The organism is Pseudomonas sp. DW-iso3 (assembly GCF_058725305.1).
Window position 1 is genome coordinate 189,309 of record NZ_JBZXDZ010000005.1, and the last position, 19,863, is coordinate 209,171.

Below are 19,863 nucleotides of genomic sequence, written 5' to 3' on the forward strand. Positions count from 1 at the left end.
CCATGCGTGCCCTTTTTTTCATTCCTGTTCTTTCGGCCCTGAGTCTGGTGTTTGCCGGTTGCGCCACGCCGCCGGAAAACCCGCAATTGCTGCAAGCGCGCAGCCTGTTCTCCAGCCTGCAGGAGAAGCCGGAGTCCAACACCCTGGCGGCGGTTGAAACCCGTATCGCTTCCAACGCGCTGGACCGCGCCAACCAAGTGTCCCTGCACGACCGTACCGACCCCCAGATCGACCAGCTCGCCTACCTTGCCACGCAAAAAATCGCCCTGGCCGAGCAGACCATCGTCGGCCGCAAAACCGACGCCCAGCTCGACAACATCGCGGTCGACCGCACCCAGGTGCAACTCGACGTGCGCACCGCGCAGCTCAAGGCGTTGCAGGCGATGAAAGCCCAGCCGACCGAGCGTGGTCAGGTCATCACCTTTGGTGACGTGCTGTTCGATACCGGCAAGGCCGATTTGAAAGCGGGCAGCCAACGGGACTTCCAGGGGTTGGCGAACTTTCTGGTGCAGAACCCGGAGCGTCAGGTGCGCGTAGAGGGGTTCACTGACAGCGTCGGTGGTGATGCCTACAACCAGAGCCTGTCCGAGCGACGTGCCCAAGCAGTCGCCCGTGGCCTGCAACGGCTTGGCGTGGGGATCGAGCGTATTGCGGTAATCGGCTACGGCAAGCAATTCCCGGTCGCCGATAACCAGAGCGCGCAGTCACGCCAGTTGAACCGCCGTGTGGAAGTGATCGTGTCCAATGACGCTTCGGCAGTCAGCGCACGTCGCTGAGGAATCGGTATACGGCAGCATCCCAGGCCCGTTCAGTCGCGCGGGCTATTCCTGCAACTGCAACGCCTGCTGCTTGAGCGTGCGCTTTTGCTCAAACGGTAACTTCTCATCATCCCCATACGGCGCGCTGTACCAGCTGCCATAGGTCGGGTTGGGCAGCAGAAACCAGCGCTGCCCCAGCCAGTTCACATAGGGCGCCACGGCCTTGCGTTGATCCGCGACGGTGTTGTGCTCGGCCTGGGCGAAATCCCCAAGGGAATCACCCGCCATCAACAACACCCGAGCATGGGCAGCGACCCATTGGCGGCGGCAGTTCTTGCCATAGCCGGCGCTTTCGCAATGGCCGGTAGGTGTGCTGGCGGCGAGGACGTGTTCGTCGCTTTCCACCGGAAAGCCGCGCAGGCGCAGGTTTTTCACCGTGGCGGTGACCTGGCTGTGTTCGCGGTTGGTCAGGTAGTAGACCGCGATGCCTTTTTGCTGGGCCGCTTGCAGGAAGGCGACTGCGCCAGGCAACGCCTGGGCCTTGGCCTGGTCGACCCAGGTGTTCCAGCGGTCGTAGGAGTAGACCTGGTTATTGACCACATCCCGCGCGTTGAGCGGCACGTTGTCCAGCAGGGTTTCGTCGATATCCACCACCACGGCCGGCGGCAAGCCCGTCAGGTTGCGCGGCGGTAAGGGCAGGGCGTCCCAGGTGGGATCAGCCAGGGCCACGTCGAGTTGGCGGGTGGCATTGGCAAAGAGCTGGCGGTAGATCAGCTCATGCTCGATGGAGGTCTGGGTCCAGAGCACGGCGTCGAGCTGGTCGTTGGCGGGTGGTGTTTGTTGGCAGCCGGCCAACAGGCAGAGGCTGACGAAGATCAGGTTGCGCATTGAAATAATCAACCTTGGAAAAGGCGCGCCGCGTGGCAGGCGTAGAGTTTGATGGATGCCGCACCATACGGCCCTGAGCGGCTTTGTGGCAAACGCTCAATAGGATTCACCGGCACGTGTGCAAGCGATCAGAGCGGGTATTGCCCGTCGCAGCAGACTCTCCGTAGATTTCCTCATCCGCAGCTCCATTGAGCCGTCCGATTGCAGAATGATGATGCCCGCCAGCTTGTCGTGATAGTTGCGTTCTTCATGAAATCCACCGCTGTCCGTAAACAGCATCAACAGGCCACGTTCTTTTTGGGTGATGTCGTAGACTCCCTTGGGTCCGTTGACGGTTTTTTCGAACAGCGACAGCATGGCGTTACGCGTTGGCTGGCCGGGACTCACGGGTTCCGGGTAGTACAGGTTAAGTATGAGCCCCATGCCCGAATCAGCAATGCGCTCGGCAGTGGTTGGCCAGCTATCCAAGGCTTGAGTATTCAGCACTCCACCCATTGAACTGGACAGGTCGACAATCAGGCGGGGCAGAGGTAACGCGTACTCTGTGAGTGCACGACGAAAATGCTGGCGCAATAGGTGCGTTGACATCGCGTTGATGGGGGTGACGCCTGCAAATGCCTGGCAACGCTCACTCACGTTTTCATCGCCATTCTGCGCGCACAGGTCCACCAGCTTTTTCGGCTGACTGGCGGGCACCGGTCCGTAGTTTGCGAGGGCTACAAGGGCGTGTGTGTTGATCTTTGCGTAGTCGCGCAGGGCTTCATTAAAGTTTCGAGTGTTGGCGCGCGCGTACTGCTTTGCTTCCAGCACATAGACAACTTTTTCGGTTTTATCCGGCAGGCGCTGCAGGAGCGAATAGTCAGGTTGAATGTTCTGGCTACGGCCTGCACCTGCCAACTTAATGTCTTTGGAGGCGACGCGAAGCTCCGCCATCAGCTCGAGCACATCGTTGCCGACATGCAGCTTGGCAATAAGAGTAGGCCTGAAGGCGAATGTGAGGCCGTTGTCTTCGGCCATCAGTTGAAAACGTTCACCTGACTGTTTGAGTTCGCGCTTCAGCAGCGTAATAAGCCACACCGAATAGAGCTGTGAACGTTGTTTCCAGATGGGCAGGTCCAGCAGGTCTTCCAGCTCACGTGACAAGGGTTGGGGCGGGACGAACTGCGAATGGGCATTGATGAGTGCTTCAATTTTTTCCGCGAAATTGTCCCTGTGTGACAGGGGGACAAGCTGTTGGCAATACCAAAGTCTGGGTAAGAGCTGAAAGCGCGCGATGTGATCGTCCTGAACGTGCGCTAACTGGGATTCACTCCATTGATGGATGGGCGCTCTCTCTGATGGGCATGGTTCGTCATCACGGCGGGCGCTGCGCAGGTCATTCTGGCTGGTATAGCGGCTTGTACGTTGGCACAGCTGCTGGATCAGGGTCGCCAGTGGTGCAAGTGCCTGGGTCAGTGAGTCATTGGGCGCACCATCGGGCAGCGGCACAGGCGTTTGATAAGGCCATTCGTGGCCATCAATCCAGCTTTTTGCAGCCATATCCACGAGAGAAGGGGGCCTGGTAGTGTCCACCCCCGGCGTTTCTCTCAACGCACGGAACACGCCGTCGCTGATGAGCCTCAAGTCCTCTGCACAATAGGCGCGCTGGGCAACTGCGTGGCTGAGGTTTTCCATTATTGCGCGGGCGCGACGAAACGCATCGACGTCGAAGGGCACTTTGTCGCCCTGACCAAAATCGAACTCGATCAGCAGTCGCTCATTGCTCTGGGACACACCGCCCTCGGCGAACATTTCATAGATGTCGTTGAGCATCATGCCGAAAGGCTGCAAGGCATTCAGTACCGCGACGAGGAAAGACGTGGCATCGACGGTGTGACGTTTCAGATAGGCGCCAATGTCTTGATATGGCGCAATCTGCAACGCCGCGCGCAGGTCTGCGACGAACTGTCTGTCATGGCTCCTGGGCGCCAGGCGGTCCGCTGAGTTCAGGCTGTTCCACAGGTCAGCTGCTGTTCTAAGGGTCACAAATCTTCCTTGATAAGAATAGGTGGCTATTAGCCATGTGGTGCGAAGTGTGGGATGTTACCCCACTCAAGGAAATCATGCGCTGGTCAGGAACATCATGAACGCACAGCAAGGTCTTTACGAAAACATCACGCTTATCGACGTCCAGTTGGCGTCCGTCTATTACCCAATCCTGGTTGATCTGGCCAAGCACAAACATTGCCTGACGTACTCCGAACTGGTCGATCGTGCCCAGTGTGAGAACCCTGACCATCCGGTCGTTCAAAATGCTATTCCCGTTTCCACCGGGCGGCGGCTGGACGTGGTCAGGCTGTTCACCAATGAGCGAGGGCTGCCAGACCTGACGTCGTTGGTGATCAGTAAAAGCTCGGGGGAGTGTGGCAGTTTTTTTACGCGACACTTCGATCCGGTGGCTGCGCGTAAGCAGGTCTTTGAGTTTGACTGGAGCGTCGCGACAGCGGACTTCGATGGTTTCGTCAGTGTGACCACGCAGGCAGTGAAACCTCGCCAAAAGGTCAAAAAGCCGCAAGCTATCCAGTGTATGGCGGCTTATTACCAGACGAACAAGGCGACCCTGCCGGTGAAGGTCAGTGAATACAGAGAGGCTATCATCGACCTCATCATGGAGGGGTTCTCGGCTGAAGAAGCCTACCTGATAGCCCTGCGCTGAAAGACGGGTTGGTTATCCTCATCAATCGTCCAGTGAGGTTGGCCGGGTTGGATGCACGTTCCACCGACCCAGCGTTCATGGGAGCAATGGTCGGGCCAATAGGCTCGGCCTTTGAGCACGTCTTGGCCCAATGCCGTCAGCGTCAACCCTCTTTGCGACCATGCTTTTTGGGCTTCTGCTTCTAGGAGCAAAGGGTTGTCGCCATCGATCAGCGGCCGCAAGAGCGCATGAAACATCATGTCCCCCAGAAACGGCAGCGGTTCACGCTTGGCCATCAGCTCGGCAAACACCCGACCGAAGGGGGTTGGCCCAGCTTCAGCAAGGTACGTCAGGGCCAATCGCTCGGTCAGCGACAGGCCATCGCGCACTCCAGGCAACTCCTGCAATTGACGCAACAGTGCCGGGGCGAGCAACGGTAAGGCGGGATGGCTGTCATGGGCCAATTGCGCCCATTTGACTGGCGAGCTGTCGCAGTACGCCGACCAGGCCCGTTTGGCCAATTGCACGGCATCATTATCGATCAGACGCCGTTGCGGCCACAGCCACGCCAGCACATCCGGCGCCAGTTGGCCGATGCCGATAAAGCGTTGCACGCCGGGAATGTGGTCTACCTCGATCAGTTCCAACTTGCGCGGTGCTTGTTCGAGGCCGGCAAGCGCACGGACCAGGAACAATTGGTCATAGGCATCCGCTTCGCACCACAGCACGCTGTGATCGGCGCTGGCCAATGCGTCGAGATGGTCGTATTCAACGTCTACGCGACGCGCTGCGTCTGCTTCATCGATGGAAAAGGCCTGGCTGATAAATGCACTGCGCATGGCGCGGAAGTCTTGGCTGGGCAAGTCGCGGACCGGTCCCATGCACAGCGGGTCGGCGAGCATCCGGAACTGCCCTTTGAACCCCGCCAGCTGGAGGGTGTGGGCAATGTCATTGCCGCAGCGCCAGTGGGTGGTGCGGGCTTCATCACTGGCGGCAAAGTCGGGGTGGCGGGCGGCGAAGTCGATGGCGTCGACATGGGCCTTGAGCTTGGGCCAACTGCTGAAACCCAGCTGCTTGGCGATCGTCCACTGGGCCACGGACAAGGTAGCGTTCGGGTCCTGGGTTTTCAGGTATGGCAGCAGTTCCTTGGCGCGCTTGCGCTGCTGCTCAAGGTTGAGGCGGCCATCGGTGTTGAATGGATGGGACATACGATCTCCTTGCACAAACCTTTTCCGCTTCAAGGTTGGGAGTCGTAAAAAAAGAGGGTGTTGCAGGGTCTTGGGCGCAGCCCTTTCCGCGGAAGGTGGCGTAGAGAGCGCCAGGCGGGAAATATAGGCAGTGCCGCGCTTGATTGCAAATCAGTCTCTTGTGTCCGGCTCCCACAGAGGTCAGTCGGGTTTTTTCAGCACCGTGGTGGGACCTGTGGTTGAGCGAACACTGTCTTTGGGAACTCGGCGTTTCTGAAACTGGATTTCGCCGCCCTCCCTGTGTTTTTCCACCAGATACAACATATCGTCACTTTCGCCGACGATACAGGCCGTGACCACATCGAGGTTGTTGAGCTGGAGGATTGATGGCTTGCAATCACGAATCTCTTCGTAGGCTCTCAGCTTGCCATGTGCCATCGACTGCGCGTACGCCAGCGACCAGATGATCCAGGCGAAAAATGCCAGCAGGCTGATCAGCAGTGCGCCGGATATCGGCGTCGTGGCTTTCCTGTAGCTCTTCTCCAGCCTGCGCAGCATTCGATAGCGACGTGTGTGGATCCCCAATTCCCGAGTGGGTAAAACACGGTCAGGATTTTCGGTGAAGTACATCAGGCAGGCGAAAACCAGGACCGCTGCGGTGAAGATAAGCAAGGCCGCCAGTTTGACCAGAATGTGGTTTCCGCCGTACACCACGTAGTGATAAGTGTCGTAGCCGAGACGGTTAACGGGGACGCCGAGCACCTTGTTATAAGTCTCCAGATAGGCGTAGCCGTTTGAGTAAAACAGCGCAAACAGCAGCAGCATGATCGGCAGGCTTTGACGCTTTAGCAGTCGCCATAACCACGCTGCGCTCAAGCGGGAAGCGGGGGTATTGGATACTTTCTGTTCGTCCATGAGGGTTCCTTTTTATAGGACTGCGAGTCTAGCGAGCACAATGGGCCTTGCCCAGGCCAACTGCGCGCTTCTGCTCGTGCACATGAGTTTGAATGTTTTGCATGAAATCCCGACGAGTGTGCTTCACCATTGCACCATCCAGATTGAGAGGAACACCGCGTCCATGAGCGCACTGATCGAAACCCGCGCCCTTACGCGCATGGACGAGCGCCGCCACGTGGCCTTGCTCCAGCCCACCGATTTCACCTTGAATGCCACCGATCGCGTGTCGATCACCGGCTCATCCGGCTCGGGCAAAAGCGTGTTCCTGCGCGCACTCGCCCTGCTGGACGCGCCCAGCTCCGGGCAGATCCTGTGGAACGGCCAGCCGATTAACAACGCGCAGATTCCTCACTACCGCTGCCACATCAGCTACCTGTCGCAACGCCCGGCGCTGCTCGACGGCACAGTGGAAGACAACCTGCGCTTCCCGTTCAGCCTGAAGACGTCGCGCAAGCGCCGCTTTGACCTGGCGACGGTGACCACGCTGTTGGGCCACGCGGGTAAGACTCCGGATTTTTTGGCCAAGCGCGCCGCCGACCTGTCGGGCGGTGAGTCCCAGGTGGTTTCGCTGATCCGCACCCTGCAGCTCAACCCCGAAGTGCTGTTGCTCGACGAGCCCACCGCCGCCCTCGACCCCACGTCTTCCCGCGAAGTGGAAGCGCTGATCGACGCCTGGTTTGCCGGGGATCGCTCCCGCGCCTGTGTCTGGGTCTCCCACGACCTCGACCAGGCCCGGCGCATGAGCGACATCCATTTGCAGATGAGTGCCGGTGTATTGAGTGGAGTGGCCCAACCATGAACTATCAGAACCTTACCGCGCTGGACATGGGCATCGCCGCCTCGCTGATCCTGATCAACGGCGCGCTCTCCCTGCTGTTGCGCCTGGGCCTGGAGCGTCAGTTGTTCTGGGCGGCTGTGCGCACCGTGGTGCAACTGCTGGCCATCGGTTATCTGCTGGGCTGGGTGTTCGAGTTTGCCTATTGGTACGTGGTGCTGCCGCTGATGTGCGCCATGACGCTGATTGCCGGTATCTCGGCGGCGGGGCGCGGGCGGCGCACGTACCGGGGGCAGCGCGTGGACAGCATCCTGTCGGTGTGGGGCAGTTCGTGGCTGGTGACGGCGGTGGGCTTGTTTGCGGTGATTCGCATCCATCCGTGGTACGAGCCGCAGTATGCGATCCCGATCCTTGGCATGATTCTGGGCAACACCCTGACTGGCGTGTCGCTGGGGATAGAGCGCATGACCCAGGAACTGACGTCGGGCCGCAACACCATCGAAATGATCCTGGCCCTTGGCGGCTCGCGCTGGGAAGCGGCGCAGGAAGCCATCCGCCAGGCGGTGCGCGCCGGTATGATCCCGACGCTGAACCAGATGACGGTGGTGGGCATCGTCAGCCTGCCCGGCATGATGACGGGGCAGGTACTGGCGGGGGAGAGTCCGGTGGACGCGGTGCGGTATCAGATCGTGATCATGTTTCTGATTGCCGCATCGTCGGCGCTGGGCACAGTGGGGGCGGTGCTGCTCACGTATCGGCGGTTGTTTTCGGTGAGCCATCGGTTTTTGCGGGATAGGCTGCAAGAACGTGCCTGATCGAGGTCTTGGCCTGGATCGCGTTGGACAGCGTGGTGATGACCACCGTGTTCAACCTGATCGTGGGTATTATTCGACGAGTGATTGTTTCACCAGATGAAATGCTGGATTGTAAATCCTGGTGATTCCAACGGCCGGGGCAGCGGCGGAACATGCGGGGCGTCGATACCTCACTCTTTTGGAGCCTTTCATGATCAAACTCTACGGTTTCCCGTTGTCCGGCCACTCACACCGGGTCGAGCTGATGCTGTCGCTGCTCGGCCTGCCTACGGAGTTTGTGCAGGTTGACCTCAAGCAAGGCGCTCACAAAGCCCCCGAGTTCATTGCCTCCATCAACCCGTTCGGCCAGGTGCCGGCCATCGATGACAACGGTGTTGTGCTTGCGGACTCCAATGCGATCCTGGTTTACCTGGCGAACACCTATGGCAACGGTCAATGGCTGCCGAGCGACCCGGTGGGGCAGGCTCGCGTGCAGCGCTGGCTCTCGGCCGCTGCCGGCCAGTTGCACGCCGGGCCTGCGTCTGCACGACTGGCCACGGTGTTTGGTGCCGAGGTCGACACCGCCGTCGCCATTGCCCGTTCCCATGCGTTGCTGAAACTGGTGGAGGCGCAATTGAGCCAGAGCCGTTTCCTGGTCGGCGAGCAACCCACTATTGCCGATGTGGCGTTCTACACCTACACCGCTCACGCGCCGGAAGGCAATGTTTCGCTGGCCGACTACCCTCAAGTGCGCGCCTGGCTCGCCAGCATCGAGGCGTTGCCGGGGTTCGTGGGCATGCCGCGTACGGCGGTGGGCTTGCAGTCGCAATAACTTTCTAGAGGCGTGCCGATGGACCGATTTCATGAGATGCAGGTGTTCCTGGCCGTGGCCGAGGAGGAGGGCTTCGCCGCTGCGGCGCGCCGCCTGAAAACCTCGCCGCCCAGTGTGACCCGGGCCATCGCCGCCATGGAGCAACGCATCGGCACCCAATTGCTGGCGCGTACCACACGCAGCTTGCACCTCACCGAAGCCGGCCAGCGTTACCTGGAAGATTGCCGGCGTATCCTGGCGGAGCTCGATGAAGCCGAGGAAGCTGCGGCGGGCAGCTATTCCATCCCTTGCGGCCATTTGACGGTGACCGCGCCGGTGCTGTTTGGCGAGCTGTATGTGGCACCGGTGCTGGGGGAGTACCTGGACCGGTTCCCGCTGGTGAATATCAACGCCTTGCTGGTCGATCGCGTGGTCAACATGACCGACGAAGGTGTGGATGTGGCGGTGCGTATCGGTCACTTGCATGAGCCGGGGCAGCAGGCGATCAAGGTCGGTGAAGTGCGCCGAGTGGTGTGTGCATCGCCGGCCTATCTCGAACAGCACGGGCGGCCTACGCATCCGTCGCAGTTGCGTGAAGCCAAAATCGCCACGTCGTCGTCCAGCCGGTTGGTGAGTGGCTGGGAGTTCGTCGACGGCGGCCAACCCTTGACCGTGTCCATCGAGCCACGTCTGGTGGTCACGGCGAACAATGCCGCGATCAACCTGGCGCGGTTGGGCTGGGGCATGACGCGTGTGCTGTCCTATCAAGTCGCAGCGGCGGTGGCGGCGGGTGAGTTGGAGATTGTCCTTGAAGCCTATGAGTCGGCGCCGTTGCCGATCCAGGTGGTGTTCCAGAAAAGCGGCCGGGTGCCGGCCAAGATCAACACCTTTGTCGACTTTCTCACCCACCGCCTGGGTCAGGACGCCGCGCTGAACCCGGCAATCAAGCGGCGCAGCTGATGGAGCGTTATCGCGATATGCAGTTGTTCGCCGCGCTGGCCGGGCAGCCTAGCCTGGCCTCGGCGGCGCGTGATGCACAGGTCTCCGGCCCGACCCTGGTACGCGCGATTGCCCGCCTGGAGGCGCGTTTACGCGTGCCGTTGCTGGCGCGCAGCACGCGTGGCGTGAGCCTCACCGACGCCGGCAGCGCCTACCTGGCGGACTGCGTGCGCCTGCTCGCCGCGGTGGACGCCGCCGAAGCCTCCGCCAAGGGGCTGCATGTGCAGGCCCAAGGCAATCTACGGGTGTTTTTGCCGTTCCTGTTCAGCCGCTATGTGATGGCGCCGGTCTTGGCCGACTACTTGGACCGCTATCCCGAGGTGAACCTGGTCGTCAGCTACCACGACTATTACCCGAACCTGCACGAAGAAGGGCTCGACGTTGCCATCCTCGTCGGAGAACTGCCCGATTCGTCATTGATTGCCCGACCGCTGGGGCACGTGCGGCCTATCCTCTGCGCCAGCCCCGACTATCTTGCTGTTCACGGTGAGCCTCAACGCCCGGATGACCTCAAGCAGCATCGACTGATCGCCAGCACCGATCAGGTGCATTGGGATTTTCCGGGTTATCAACTCAAGGCCCGCGCCCGACTCGGCTGCGCCACGGTGCAGGGCGCGATCAATGCGGCGGTGCATGGCGCGGGGTTGATTCGCTGCTTGAGTTATCCGGTGCACGACCACCTGCAGAACGGGCAGCTGCGTCGAGTATTGCCGGACTTTGAGCCGCCGCCCCTGCCGGTGCAGGTGGTGTACCGCGAGGGCCGCAACGCACCGATGCGCGTGCGCAGTTTTGTCGACCACTGTGTGACGGCGTTGCGCGACTACCCGGCATTTCAGCTGGCGTAACAGTGGATTGCCTGGCGTGGTGATTCTCACGCCGGCTGACAGGGCGCAGCATCGACACATCCAACATGAGGTGCTCGCCATGAACCTGATCGAACAATCCCCCTGGCATGCCGGTGAACGGTACATACAAGCAGCGGTGGGCGTGGCCGACCGTATGGCCGTGGTCGGGCCCAAAGTGATCCGCGATCACCTGCCGGAACAGCACCGGGATTTCTACCCTTTATTGCCGTACCTGATACTGGGTGCGGTGGACGAGCAGGGCATCCCTTGGGCGACGATGATTGAAGGCGCGCCAGGCTTTGCCCACTCGCCGGATCCGCAGACCCTGCAGATCGACAGCCTGCCGTCCGCGACTGACCCGGCCCGCAACGCCTTGCGTAAGGGAGCAGCCGTCGGCCTACTGGGCATCGACCTCAACACTCGGCGCCGCAATCGCATGAACGGCCGAATCGGTGCATTCGATCACGAAGGGTTTTCGGTCGACGTGGTGCATACCTTCGGCAACTGCCCCAAGTACATCCAACTGCGCCCGGTCGACGGCATCGCCCGCAGACCCGGAACGGTGGTCGAACGCTTCAACGACTTGGACGATGCCGCGCAAACCCTGATCCGCAACGCCGACACGCTTTTCGTCGCCAGTTACGTCGAGGTCGATGGCCAACGTTCGGTGGACGTTTCTCATCGGGGCGGTAACTCAGGTTTTGTGCGGGTTGAGGGCAACGTGCTGACCATCCCCGACTTCGCCGGCAACCTGTTCTTTGCCACCCTGGGCAACCTGCAAGCCAACCCGGTGGCGGGTTTGTTGTTCATCGACTTTGAGTCGGGGGATGTGCTGCAAGTGGCTGGGCGGACCTCGTTGATTCTCGACGGCCCGGAAGTGGCGCTGTTCGAAGGCGCCCAGCGGCTGTGGACGGTGACAGTGGAACACGTGGTGCGCCGCCCAGCGGCGTTGGCGTTGCGGTGGCAGTTCGCGGAGTTTTCGCCGTTCAGTCTGGCGATGGGAAGTTGGTAGCCAGGCCCGGACCATAGGAGGCATTCGGGAACAACTGGTTGGTCATCTCGATGATCTTGCTTTGTGCATCGATAAACTTGCCCATTCGAGCGCCACCCGAGGTCGAGTCATACAGCGCCTTGCCCACCTGGCGGCCATTTTCAAACACCTGGATATCGGCATAGCTCATGTAAAGCGCCAGGTCCCAGCTCCATTGACCAATGTAGGTCGTCGACAGGGCGCAACTGGCCGGTGGGGTGCCGGGTCGCAGCTCACGAGTCTGGAACCCTTTGCTGCGCAACTGCGCGGTGTAGGTGGCATTGAACCCGGCACGCAAGCCTTCGGCGGGGATCATGCAGATCTCAGGCGCCTGGGCGCCGCTGAAGGCAACCGGCGTGACGGTTTGCTTGATGCTGCAGCCAGCCAGGGTTAAGGCGGCCAGTAAACAAGCGGGAGCTGTTATCAGGCGCATAGCGACGTCCATTTCTGCAGTAGTGGTTTGATGATAGCAGTGAAGGCCTGATGCCGAGCGCAGCATTTCAGACGCAGGGGGTCGTCTGTATGGGAGCTGGCTTGTCGGATCGCCGCACTGCTATCGGGGGCAAGCCCTTATGCCAGTCAGTTAAGACAAACACTGTAACTGTGGCGAGGGAGCTTGCTCCCGTAGGGTCGCGAAGCGGCCCCAGTTCTATGTTTGAACAGACTGGGACTGCTGCACAGTCAGCGGGGGCAAGCTTTCTCGCCACAGGGATTGCTTTTTATGATGGAATTACGTGTTTGATCAGGCTACCGGGCATTCCCGGTTCAGCGCTTCATCGACCAACAACTGCGCAATCTCGACTATCTGCACCACCGCCAGCACCTTTTTCAGGCTTGGCCCATCAAGGTGTTCGGCACAGTCATAGGCGCAGACAGCCGCTGACTCAAGCATCTCGCTGGCATTGCTCAAGGCGGCTTCGGTACTGAGTCCGGGACGGACGGTGAAAATGACATCGGGAGGAAGTTGCGGATTGTCATCCGAGGTGGATGGCGGGGGATTGGGGGTGACGTTTGTCAGGGTGAAACGCCTATGAATGAGCACCTCCATTTCGCTACCACACGAAGTAAGGAGGCGACTGTACACGGGGTGGTAGACCGGTCATAGAAACCCGGCAGGCCGAAGCCTCCCATGCACAGCCGCCACAAAGCAGCCCGCACAAAAAAACGCCCATGAGCGTTTTGGGGTCTATGAAAGAATTGGGCTACCACACCCATTCGCTGAATTTGCAGCGACCCGCGAAGGTTAGCGGCGAGGTTCATCGGACGCAACCCGAAAGTTATGCAGGAACGGTCCGATAAAAAGGGCCTTCTATACCATTCGTGCCCCCCGGTTAACATTCAATTGCGCCATGCCCGGTGGTGACCCGTGCTTTTTGAGGCAATACTCCCTCACGTTTCTGCCTCGAGGTTCCAACCATGAATGTACCGAGCCGCCTTGCGCTCCTGATTGCCGCTGCCGCTGTCCTCAGCGCTTGTGGCGAAGCCTCCAGACTGCCTTTCCAGGCGGGTGTCGGGCCTGCGCCGCAACTGCCCGAGCCCAGCACTTCTTTGATCCCTACGCTCAAGGTCTCCAAGGCCGTGGGCTGGTCTGAGGGTGTGCAACCCAACGCGCCTCAGGGTTTCACCGTCACGGCCCTGGCCGACAATCTCGACCACCCGCGGTGGGTCTACACCTTGCCTAACGGCGATGTGCTGGTCGCCGAAAGCAACCACCCGCCCATGCCCGAAGGTGCCACCGACGGCGGCACCGGCTTGATCGCCTGGGCACGCCGCACGGCAATGGGTGTGGTGATGGGCCGCATCGGCGCCGATGCACCCAGCGCGAATCGCATCACGTTGCTACGCGATGCCGATCACGATGGGCATGCGGAGGTACGCACCGAATTCCTGACTGGCCTGATGTCACCTTTCGGCATGGCGCTGGTGGGCAACGATTTGTACATCGCCAACGCCGACGCGGTGGTCAAGGTGCCCTACACCCCGGGCCAGACTCACATCGACGCAACTCCGGTGAAGGTCACCGACCTGCCGGCGGGCATTAACCATCACTGGACCAAAAACCTGCTGGCCAATCCCGAGGGCACCCGGCTGTATGTGACGGTTGGATCTAACAGCAATGTCGGCGAAAACGGCCTCGACGCAGAGGAGGGTCGTGCGGCTATCTGGGAACTGGACCTGGCCAGCGGCGAGAAACGGTTATTCGCCAGCGGCTTGCGCAACCCCAACGGTCTCGCTTGGAAACCGGGTTCTACCCAGCTGTGGACGGTCGTCAACGAGCGCGATGAAATCGGCAGCGACCTGGTGCCCGACTACCTCACCTCGGTGCAGGACGGCGCGTTCTACGGCTGGCCGTGGAGCTATTACGGCAGCCACGTGGATGTACGCGTCCAACCGCCGCGCCCGGACAAAGTCGCTCAGGCCATCGCGCCGGACTACGCCCTGGGTACCCATGTCGCCCCCCTGGGCCTGACGTTCTCCGACGCACGCGGCATGCCGGCCGCTTTTGCCGATGGGGTGTTTGTCGGTGAGCACGGCTCCTGGAACCGCAATCCGCAAGCGGGCTACAAGGTGGTGTTTATCCCGTTCAAGGACGGCAAACCGTCGGGCGCACCGGTCGACTTCCTCACTGGGTTTCTCAATGCCGAAGGCGAAGCGCAAGGTCGGCCGGTGGGCGTGACCCTGGATGAGCAGGGCGCCTTGCTGGTGGCGGATGATGTGGGGAACAAGGTGTGGCGGGTGGCGCAGAGCAAACCCTGACCGTCGATATGTTGCGGGATGTTGAACTGCCAGATTGAACGATGCCTTTGGGTTAGCCTTGTTTTCCTACCGACAACAAGGAAGCGTCATGCAACGAAAGGTCATCAATCCCACGACGGTATTCAACTCCCTGCAATACGGCTTCAGCCAGGCGCTTGAGGTGCCACAGGGGCGACGTATCATGCTTTCCGGCCAGGTGGGCGTGGATGCTGACGAGCGCACGGTGGGCGGAGGCATTGCCGAGCAGGCCGCCAAGGCGCTGGACAATATCGACAAGGTGCTGGCCGAAGTCGGGGGTGACCTTTCCGATGTGATCATGCTGCGGCTGTACATCGCCGAGTCCGCTCGTGACCAGCAGGAGCCGATCGCGCAGGCGCTGCGCCAGCGCTTCCCACATAACCCGCCGCCGTCTTCGTGGATTATCGTCAGCGGGTTGTCGTTGCCGGAATGGTTGATCGAGATCGAGATCGAGGCCGAGGCGGTCGTTCCATTCAGTACCGAATCATCACCGATTTGAGTTCGGTGTAATCCTCGATAAACGCACTGCCGAACTCCCGCCCAACCCCCGAAGACCTATTGCCCCCAAACGGCACCGCCGGATCGAGCAGCGTGTGCATGTTCACCCACAAGGTGCCGGCCTGGATGGCCGGCACCATGCGCAAGGCCTTGCCCAGGTCGTTGGTCCATAGGCTGGCGCTGAGGCCGTAGGGGCCGTTGTTCATCAGCGCGAGCAGTTCGTCTTCGCTGTCGTAGGGCAGGAAGGTGGCGATGGGGCCGAAGGTTTCTTCGTTGAGCAGGGTGTCGTTGATGCTGTTGGCGAGGATCACCGTGGGCTCGACGTAGCAGCCGGGGCGGTCAATGAGGGTGCCGCCATGGATGATCGTGTTGTTTTCGGCGCGGGCCTGGTTGAAGTAACCGAGCAATTTGAGTTGGTGCTGGTGGTGGGTGACGGGGCCGAATTCGGTGCGTTCATCCAGTGGCGAGCCGATGTTCAGGCGACTAAGGCGCTGGCTGAGTGTGTCCAGCACCGCGTCGATCTGCGAACGGTGCACGAAGAAGCGCTCGGCCGCCGCGCAAATTTGCCCTGAGTGCAAAAAGCCCGCTTCGATGATGCCGTTCACCGCCGTGTCCACGTCCACATCGCGCAGGAAACCGGCAGCATTCTTGCCCCCCAGCTCCAGGGTTGCACGGGTAAGGCCGGCGCCCATGGCGCTGCGGCCGACCGCAATGCCCGTAGGCACGGAACCGGTGAAGGACACTTTGTGGGTGCCAGGGTGTTCCACCAGGCCTTTGCCGACATGGCCGCCGCCCGTCAATACATTGAGCACACCCGGTGGCAACCCGGCTTCGACGGCCAGCTCGGCGATGCGCAGAACGGTCAGCGGCGTGAATTCGCTGGGCTTGATGATGATGCTGCAGCCGGTTACCAGCGCGGAGGCGAGTTTCCAGATGGCGATCATGGTGGAAAAATTCCACGGCACGATGCCCACCACCACGCCCACCGGTTCACGCAGGGTGAATGCGGTGTAGCGTTCGCCGTTGAACGAGGGCAGCGACGGAGTGAGGGTCTGGCCGCTGAGCTTGGTCGCCCAGCCCGCGTAGTAACGCAGGAAGTGCGCGGCCTGGTCGACCTCGAATGCGCGGGCAATCTGGATGATCTTGCCGGACTGGCAGGTCTCGATCTGCGCCAGTTCTTCACGATTGCGCTCCAGCAGGTCGGCGAGCTTGAGCAGCACATTGCCGCGTGTCGCGGGTAAAGCCTGGGACCACACCTGGAAGCCGCGGTTGGCGGAATTCACCGCCGCGTCGATATCCGCCAGGTCCGCATCGGACACCTGGGCGATCACGTCACCGGTGGCCGGGTTGGTCACGGCCAGTGTCTGACTGGAATGGCTGCGGATGTTGACGCCGTCGATGAACAGCCCATGGGGCCGACGCAAAAAGGCTTCGACTTGAGGCAGCAGCGGGATATCACTCATGGCGGGTTCCTGGCAGGTCACAAAGGAAAAACCGAGGGTAACCAAGCCACCGGGCCATGGCTTGACTCTGTCTGCCGTGCGAGATGTCTGTGGCTGCCAGTCCTATGAAAAGTACAATCTTGCCTGTGGAACGTGCATTTTCCAGCCGTGCCACCCCACCGATACTGGCCCTGCATCAGGCGCCGTTCCTCAACCCGGAGCGCGCGCCGGACTTCCAATAATAAGCAGGGCCGTCCATGAAAAAGCCAAACCCGCTCCTTGAAGACCTCAAGCCCCTCCTGCCCATCATCGCCGCGAATGCCACACAGGCTGAACAGCAGCGTCAGGTGCCGGATGAAAACATGGCCTTGCTCAAAAGCATTGGCCTGCACCGCGCTTTTCAACCCAAGGCCTTTGGTGGCCTGGAACTCTCGCTGCCGGAGTTTGCCGATTGCATCGCCTTGCTTGCCGGCAGTTGCGCGAGCACCGCCTGGGCCATGAGCTTGCTGTGCACCCACAGCCACCAACTGGCGTTGTTTTCGGCCCAGTTGCAGCAGGAGATCTGGGGCGAAAACCCGCATGCCACCGCCAGCAGCAGTATTGCGCCATTCGGTCGTGTGGTGGAGGGCGAAGGCGGCGTGCACTTCAGCGGTGAAATGGGCTGGAGCAGCGGTTGTGACCATGGCGAGTGGGCGATTGTCGGCTGCCGTCGACAGAACGCCGAAGGCGGCCAGGACTACTGCTTCGCCGTGCTGCCGCGCAGTGACTACCAGATTCGTGACGATTGGTACGCCGCCGGCATGAAAGGCAGCGGCACCAAGACCCTGGTCATCGACAACGTCTGGGTGCCCGAACACCGGATCCAGAAAGCCAAAGACATGATGGAAGGCAAGTCCGCAGGTTTCGGCCTGTATCCCGACAGCCAGATTTTCTACGCGCCGTACCGGCCATATTTCGCCAGCGGGTTTTCCACCGTTAGCCTCGGCGTGGCCGAGCGCATGCTGGAGGTGTTCCGCGAAAAAACCAAAAACCGCGTGCGCGCCTATACCGGTGCCGCCGTTGGCGCGGCCACTCCCGCCTTGATGCGCCTGGCCGAGTCCACCCACCAGGTGGCCGCCGCCCGCGCATTCCTCGAAAAGACCTGGCAAGACCACGCCGAACACAGCGCCGCGCACCGTTACCCGAGCCGCGAAACCCTGGCGTTCTGGCGCACTAACCAGGCCTACGCGACAAAAATGTGCATCGAAGCCGTGGACCGTCTGTTCGCCGCTGCCGGCGGCAACGCCTGGTTCGAACATAACGAGATGCAGCGCTTGTTTCGCGATTCCCATATGACCGGCGCGCATGCCTACACCGACTACGACGTCTGTGCGCAGATCCTTGGCCGCGAGCTGATGGGCCTGGAGCCGGACCCGAGCATGGTGTGACGCGTTCTTCCCCCCACAACAATCAGGGCGCCCGTTCGACGGCGCCCGGGAGTCTTGCATGTCTGACAGCAGCCTTTTCGACCCACGGGCCTTTCGCCGTGCCCTGGGCAACTTTGCCACCGGCGTGACCGTGGTCACCGCCGCCACCGCATCCGGGCGCAAGGTGGGTGTGACCGCCAACAGTTTCAACTCGGTATCTCTCGACCCACCGCTGGTGCTGTGGAGCATCGACAAACGCTCCAACAGCCATGAGGTGTTCGAGGAGGCCAGCCATTTTGCGGTGAACGTGCTGGCGGCCGACCAGGTGCACTTGTCGAATAACTTTGCGCGCCCCCGTGAAGACCGCTTTGCCCTGATCGAATACGAACCGGGGGAGGGTGGCTCGCCGGTATTCGCCGATTGCTCGGCACGGTTCCACTGCGAGAAGTACCAGCAGGTGGACGGCGGCGATCACTGGATCATGATCGGCAAGGTGGTCGCCTTTGATGACTTCGGGCGTGCGCCGCTGTTGTATCACCAGGGCGCTTATGCCGAGGTCCAGGCGCTGCGTCCCTGCGCGCCCGAGACGGTTCAGAACGGCACGGCAACCACCAACTGACTGTAGACGTTGATGCCGTTGCCCCCGACCTGATTGCCACCGGTCTCTGCAGCCTTGTTGGGTTTGTAGAGACCCAGCAGCGGCGTAATGATCAGGTGATCGTTCACCGCCCACTCGGCGTACAGGTCCAGCTCACGGCCATCCAGGTTGAGTTGGCCACGGGTGCTGACGGTGGTGTAGTCGAAAAACAGCGCGCCGAGGGTGACGTTTTCCAGCGGCTTGACCTTGAGCGCCACGTGTTGCACTGAGGTGTTGGTGTTGTAGGGGCCGGAGTAGTTGCCGGCGACTTCACCCTGCACCCAGGTGCCGTAGCCCCGGCTGAAACCGGAGAACATGGCGTCCCAGTTCTTTGAATAGCGCGCGTAGCGGTAGGTCAGGTCAGGCGACCAGGGCAGGTCGGCGAAGGTGTAGCCGGCTTCGGCGTAGCCCGCATTTTGCTGGCTGTCGCGGCGGTCCTGGCGGGCCAGTTCGAAGGCGAAATGCGCGTTGTCGATACCCGCATTGCCCGCGCCACGCAGGCTATAGAGGTTCATGCCCTTGCGTTGGCGCTGTACGTCGCTGGCGAAGCGTTCATCCACGTCGATTCCGTGAATGTAGGTGAGCCCGAGCGTGCCCGGTGCCGCGCTGTATTCCAGGGTGCCGGCGGCCATTTCAGTCATGGCCTGGGCAGGGTTGTCGGACTTGATCCACATCAGGCTGCCATGTACGCCGTCTTTGCCGCCCAGGCGGATCACGGCGGTTTTGTCGAAAGCATGGCGAGCGGCAATGTAGTAGGCGCCGCCACGGTTGAAGTCCCCATCGCCCACGCCCTTGCCGAGGTTGGGACCGTCATCATTGATGAGAAAGCCGTCGCCCAACAGGATGATTTGCCGGCCGAACGACAGGTCTAGACCGTCCTTGCCCAGGGCCGGGAACAGGTCGCCGGAGCGCCAGCCGGCGAAGGCTTCGTCAAACTTGGTGGTGCGCTCCTTGCCCGTGGTGACCCCCGACGCATCGCCATCGCCCCAGGTGCCGGAGCTCACCAGGTTGGCCGTGCCATACACGCCGCCAAAGGCGCCCAGGCTCTGGTCCACGCTCAGGCCGTACTTGATAAACGCCTCGCGCCAGGTGGAACCGCCGCTGCGCCCATCGTAGTTCTTCGGACTGTTGAACATACCGTACACGGCGAGGAAATTGCCGGTGACCTGAGTGTCGGCATCGGCATACAACTCAATGGCCTGGGCCTGGCCCACCAGCAGCGCAATGCCCAGGCCGACCGCCTGGCGCAGGCGGCGATTTTTCAGTGTGTGCTCCATTGTTATTGTCCCCATCTTGGTTAAGAGTGAGGGCGCATTAGGGCGAGCGTTGGAGGCCTGAGTCTTTTCTCTGCGTGCCAGGGAATTGACCCAGGCCGCCACGCCATACG

19 protein-coding genes and 1 pseudogene are annotated in these 19,863 nt (G+C 61.1%); 12 read left to right on the forward strand and 8 right to left on the reverse strand.

Features of this window, described 5'->3' with window-relative positions; all coding sequences use genetic code 11:
• Positions 1–2: 2 nt before the first annotated feature.
• Positions 3–776: an OmpA family protein gene (locus AC4PS7_RS15965; RefSeq protein WP_010209207.1), complete on the forward strand. Its 774-nt coding sequence runs from the start codon at positions 3–5 to the stop codon at positions 774–776.
• Positions 777–821: 45 nt separating this feature from the next.
• Here AC4PS7_RS15965 and AC4PS7_RS15970 read toward each other — a convergent pair whose 3' ends face one another.
• Together AC4PS7_RS15970 and AC4PS7_RS15975 are read right to left on the reverse strand one after the other, a co-directional pair.
• Positions 822–1,646 carry a 5'-nucleotidase, lipoprotein e(P4) family gene (locus AC4PS7_RS15970; RefSeq protein ID WP_492179612.1) on the reverse strand — a complete coding sequence of 275 codons (825 nt, stop codon included), beginning with the start codon at positions 1,644–1,646 and terminating at the stop codon, positions 822–824.
• Between the two features lie 96 nt (positions 1,647–1,742).
• Positions 1,743–3,671: a DUF8600 domain-containing protein gene (locus AC4PS7_RS15975; RefSeq protein WP_492179613.1), complete on the reverse strand. Its 1,929-nt coding sequence runs from the start codon at positions 3,669–3,671 to the stop codon at positions 1,743–1,745.
• A gap of 97 nt (positions 3,672–3,768) precedes the next feature.
• On the opposite strand from AC4PS7_RS15975, the gene AC4PS7_RS15980 reads away from it, so the two are divergent.
• Positions 3,769–4,341: a hypothetical protein gene (locus tag AC4PS7_RS15980; RefSeq protein ID WP_010209210.1), complete on the forward strand. Its 573-nt coding sequence runs from the start codon at positions 3,769–3,771 to the stop codon at positions 4,339–4,341.
• Here the strand turns inward: AC4PS7_RS15980 and AC4PS7_RS15985 are convergent.
• Positions 4,320–5,528, reverse strand: coding sequence for a DUF1835 domain-containing protein (locus tag AC4PS7_RS15985; RefSeq protein ID WP_492179614.1), 1,209 nt, complete (start codon positions 5,526–5,528; stop codon positions 4,320–4,322). The two genes, AC4PS7_RS15980 and AC4PS7_RS15985, sit on opposite strands and share 22 nt — an antisense overlap.
• A 180-nt stretch (positions 5,529–5,708) precedes the next feature.
• On the reverse strand, positions 5,709–6,422 hold the full coding sequence (locus AC4PS7_RS15990; protein WP_021491074.1) for a hypothetical protein: 714 nt from the start codon (positions 6,420–6,422) through the stop codon (positions 5,709–5,711).
• Between the two features lie 163 nt (positions 6,423–6,585).
• Between AC4PS7_RS15990 and AC4PS7_RS15995 the strand changes: the two genes are divergently transcribed.
• The 6 genes from AC4PS7_RS15995 to AC4PS7_RS16020 all read left to right on the forward strand — a co-directional run bounded on the left by AC4PS7_RS15995 (position 6,586) and on the right by AC4PS7_RS16020 (position 11,700).
• Positions 6,586–7,263: an ABC transporter ATP-binding protein gene (locus AC4PS7_RS15995; RefSeq protein WP_042571759.1), complete on the forward strand. Its 678-nt coding sequence runs from the start codon at positions 6,586–6,588 to the stop codon at positions 7,261–7,263.
• Positions 7,260–8,054: an ABC transporter permease gene (locus tag AC4PS7_RS16000; protein WP_045791849.1), complete on the forward strand. Its 795-nt coding sequence runs from the start codon at positions 7,260–7,262 to the stop codon at positions 8,052–8,054. The genes AC4PS7_RS15995 and AC4PS7_RS16000 overlap by 4 nt, the downstream gene beginning before the upstream one ends.
• A gap of 190 nt (positions 8,055–8,244) precedes the next feature.
• Positions 8,245–8,865 (forward strand): glutathione S-transferase family protein, encoded by a 621-nt coding sequence (locus tag AC4PS7_RS16005; RefSeq protein ID WP_010209219.1) that lies wholly within the window; start codon positions 8,245–8,247, stop codon positions 8,863–8,865.
• An 18-nt stretch (positions 8,866–8,883) separates the two neighbouring features.
• A complete protein-coding gene (locus tag AC4PS7_RS16010) occupies positions 8,884–9,804 on the forward strand; it encodes a LysR family transcriptional regulator (RefSeq protein ID WP_010209220.1) in 921 nt (306 codons plus the stop codon).
• The gene (locus AC4PS7_RS16015; RefSeq protein ID WP_198581046.1) at positions 9,804–10,688 is read left to right on the forward strand and encodes a LysR family transcriptional regulator; all 885 of its coding nucleotides are present in this window, start codon (positions 9,804–9,806) and stop codon (positions 10,686–10,688) included. Before AC4PS7_RS16010 ends, AC4PS7_RS16015 begins: the two co-directional genes overlap by 1 nt.
• Before the next feature lie 79 nt (positions 10,689–10,767).
• A complete protein-coding gene (locus AC4PS7_RS16020) occupies positions 10,768–11,700 on the forward strand; it encodes a flavin-nucleotide-binding protein (protein ID WP_465821794.1) in 933 nt (310 codons plus the stop codon).
• Here the strand turns inward: AC4PS7_RS16020 and AC4PS7_RS16025 are convergent.
• Both AC4PS7_RS16025 and AC4PS7_RS16030 read right to left on the reverse strand, forming a co-directional pair.
• Entirely contained in the window at positions 11,675–12,151 is a 477-nt protein-coding gene (locus AC4PS7_RS16025) for an Sbal_3080 family lipoprotein (protein ID WP_154847524.1), read from the reverse strand. The two genes, AC4PS7_RS16020 and AC4PS7_RS16025, sit on opposite strands and share 26 nt — an antisense overlap.
• Positions 12,152–12,460: 309 nt before the next feature.
• The gene (locus AC4PS7_RS16030; protein ID WP_492179661.1) at positions 12,461–12,736 is read right to left on the reverse strand and encodes a DUF6124 family protein; all 276 of its coding nucleotides are present in this window, start codon (positions 12,734–12,736) and stop codon (positions 12,461–12,463) included.
• Between the two features lie 398 nt (positions 12,737–13,134).
• Here AC4PS7_RS16030 and AC4PS7_RS16035 point away from each other — a divergent pair, with 398 nt between their 5' ends.
• Both AC4PS7_RS16035 and AC4PS7_RS16040 read left to right on the forward strand, forming a co-directional pair.
• Positions 13,135–14,475, forward strand: a complete 1,341-nt coding sequence (locus AC4PS7_RS16035; protein WP_010209227.1) for a PQQ-dependent sugar dehydrogenase — start codon at positions 13,135–13,137, stop codon at positions 14,473–14,475.
• Positions 14,476–14,563: 88 nt separating this feature from the next.
• Positions 14,564–14,992, forward strand: a complete 429-nt coding sequence (locus AC4PS7_RS16040; protein ID WP_492179615.1) for a RidA family protein — start codon at positions 14,564–14,566, stop codon at positions 14,990–14,992.
• Here AC4PS7_RS16040 and AC4PS7_RS16045 read toward each other — a convergent pair.
• Positions 14,967–16,454, reverse strand: coding sequence for an aldehyde dehydrogenase family protein (locus AC4PS7_RS16045; RefSeq protein ID WP_010209229.1), 1,488 nt, complete (start codon positions 16,452–16,454; stop codon positions 14,967–14,969). The genes AC4PS7_RS16040 and AC4PS7_RS16045 overlap by 26 nt on opposite strands.
• A gap of 236 nt (positions 16,455–16,690) precedes the next feature.
• Here AC4PS7_RS16045 and AC4PS7_RS16050 point away from each other — a divergent pair, with 236 nt between their 5' ends.
• Both AC4PS7_RS16050 and AC4PS7_RS16055 read left to right on the forward strand, forming a co-directional pair.
• Positions 16,691–17,860, forward strand: coding sequence for a p-hydroxyphenylacetate 3-hydroxylase oxygenase component (locus tag AC4PS7_RS16050; RefSeq protein WP_010209231.1), 1,170 nt, complete (start codon positions 16,691–16,693; stop codon positions 17,858–17,860).
• A 58-nt stretch (positions 17,861–17,918) separates the two neighbouring features.
• A pseudogene (locus AC4PS7_RS16055) lies at positions 17,919–18,398 on the forward strand (flavin reductase family protein); the annotation flags it as partial.
• A gap of 32 nt (positions 18,399–18,430) precedes the next feature.
• Here the strand turns inward: AC4PS7_RS16055 and AC4PS7_RS16060 are convergent.
• The gene (locus tag AC4PS7_RS16060; protein WP_198832301.1) at positions 18,431–19,753 is read right to left on the reverse strand and encodes an alginate export family protein; all 1,323 of its coding nucleotides are present in this window, start codon (positions 19,751–19,753) and stop codon (positions 18,431–18,433) included.
• Positions 19,754–19,863: the final 110 nt, after the last annotated feature.

Coding starts and splice junctions, on each gene's coding strand:
- AC4PS7_RS16040 (WP_492179615.1), top strand. CDS start 14,564: ATGCAACGAAAGGTCATCAATCCCACGACGGTATTCAACTCCCTGCAA.
- AC4PS7_RS15980 (WP_010209210.1), top strand. CDS start 3,769: ATGAACGCACAGCAAGGTCTTTACGAAAACATCACGCTTATCGACGTC.
- AC4PS7_RS15985 (WP_492179614.1), bottom strand. CDS start 5,528: ATGTCCCATCCATTCAACACCGATGGCCGCCTCAACCTTGAGCAGCAG.
- AC4PS7_RS16025 (WP_154847524.1), bottom strand. CDS start 12,151: ATGCGCCTGATAACAGCTCCCGCTTGTTTACTGGCCGCCTTAACCCTG.
- AC4PS7_RS16005 (WP_010209219.1), top strand. CDS start 8,245: ATGATCAAACTCTACGGTTTCCCGTTGTCCGGCCACTCACACCGGGTC.
- AC4PS7_RS16035 (WP_010209227.1), top strand. CDS start 13,135: ATGAATGTACCGAGCCGCCTTGCGCTCCTGATTGCCGCTGCCGCTGTC.
- AC4PS7_RS15990 (WP_021491074.1), bottom strand. CDS start 6,422: ATGGACGAACAGAAAGTATCCAATACCCCCGCTTCCCGCTTGAGCGCA.
- AC4PS7_RS16045 (WP_010209229.1), bottom strand. CDS start 16,454: ATGAGTGATATCCCGCTGCTGCCTCAAGTCGAAGCCTTTTTGCGTCGG.
- AC4PS7_RS16060 (WP_198832301.1), bottom strand. CDS start 19,753: ATGGAGCACACACTGAAAAATCGCCGCCTGCGCCAGGCGGTCGGCCTG.
- AC4PS7_RS16020 (WP_465821794.1), top strand. CDS start 10,768: ATGAACCTGATCGAACAATCCCCCTGGCATGCCGGTGAACGGTACATA.
- AC4PS7_RS16000 (WP_045791849.1), top strand. CDS start 7,260: ATGAACTATCAGAACCTTACCGCGCTGGACATGGGCATCGCCGCCTCG.
- AC4PS7_RS16010 (WP_010209220.1), top strand. CDS start 8,884: ATGGACCGATTTCATGAGATGCAGGTGTTCCTGGCCGTGGCCGAGGAG.
- AC4PS7_RS16050 (WP_010209231.1), top strand. CDS start 16,691: ATGAAAAAGCCAAACCCGCTCCTTGAAGACCTCAAGCCCCTCCTGCCC.
- AC4PS7_RS15995 (WP_042571759.1), top strand. CDS start 6,586: ATGAGCGCACTGATCGAAACCCGCGCCCTTACGCGCATGGACGAGCGC.
- AC4PS7_RS15965 (WP_010209207.1), top strand. CDS start 3: ATGCGTGCCCTTTTTTTCATTCCTGTTCTTTCGGCCCTGAGTCTGGTG.
- AC4PS7_RS16015 (WP_198581046.1), top strand. CDS start 9,804: ATGGAGCGTTATCGCGATATGCAGTTGTTCGCCGCGCTGGCCGGGCAG.
- AC4PS7_RS15970 (WP_492179612.1), bottom strand. CDS start 1,646: ATGCGCAACCTGATCTTCGTCAGCCTCTGCCTGTTGGCCGGCTGCCAA.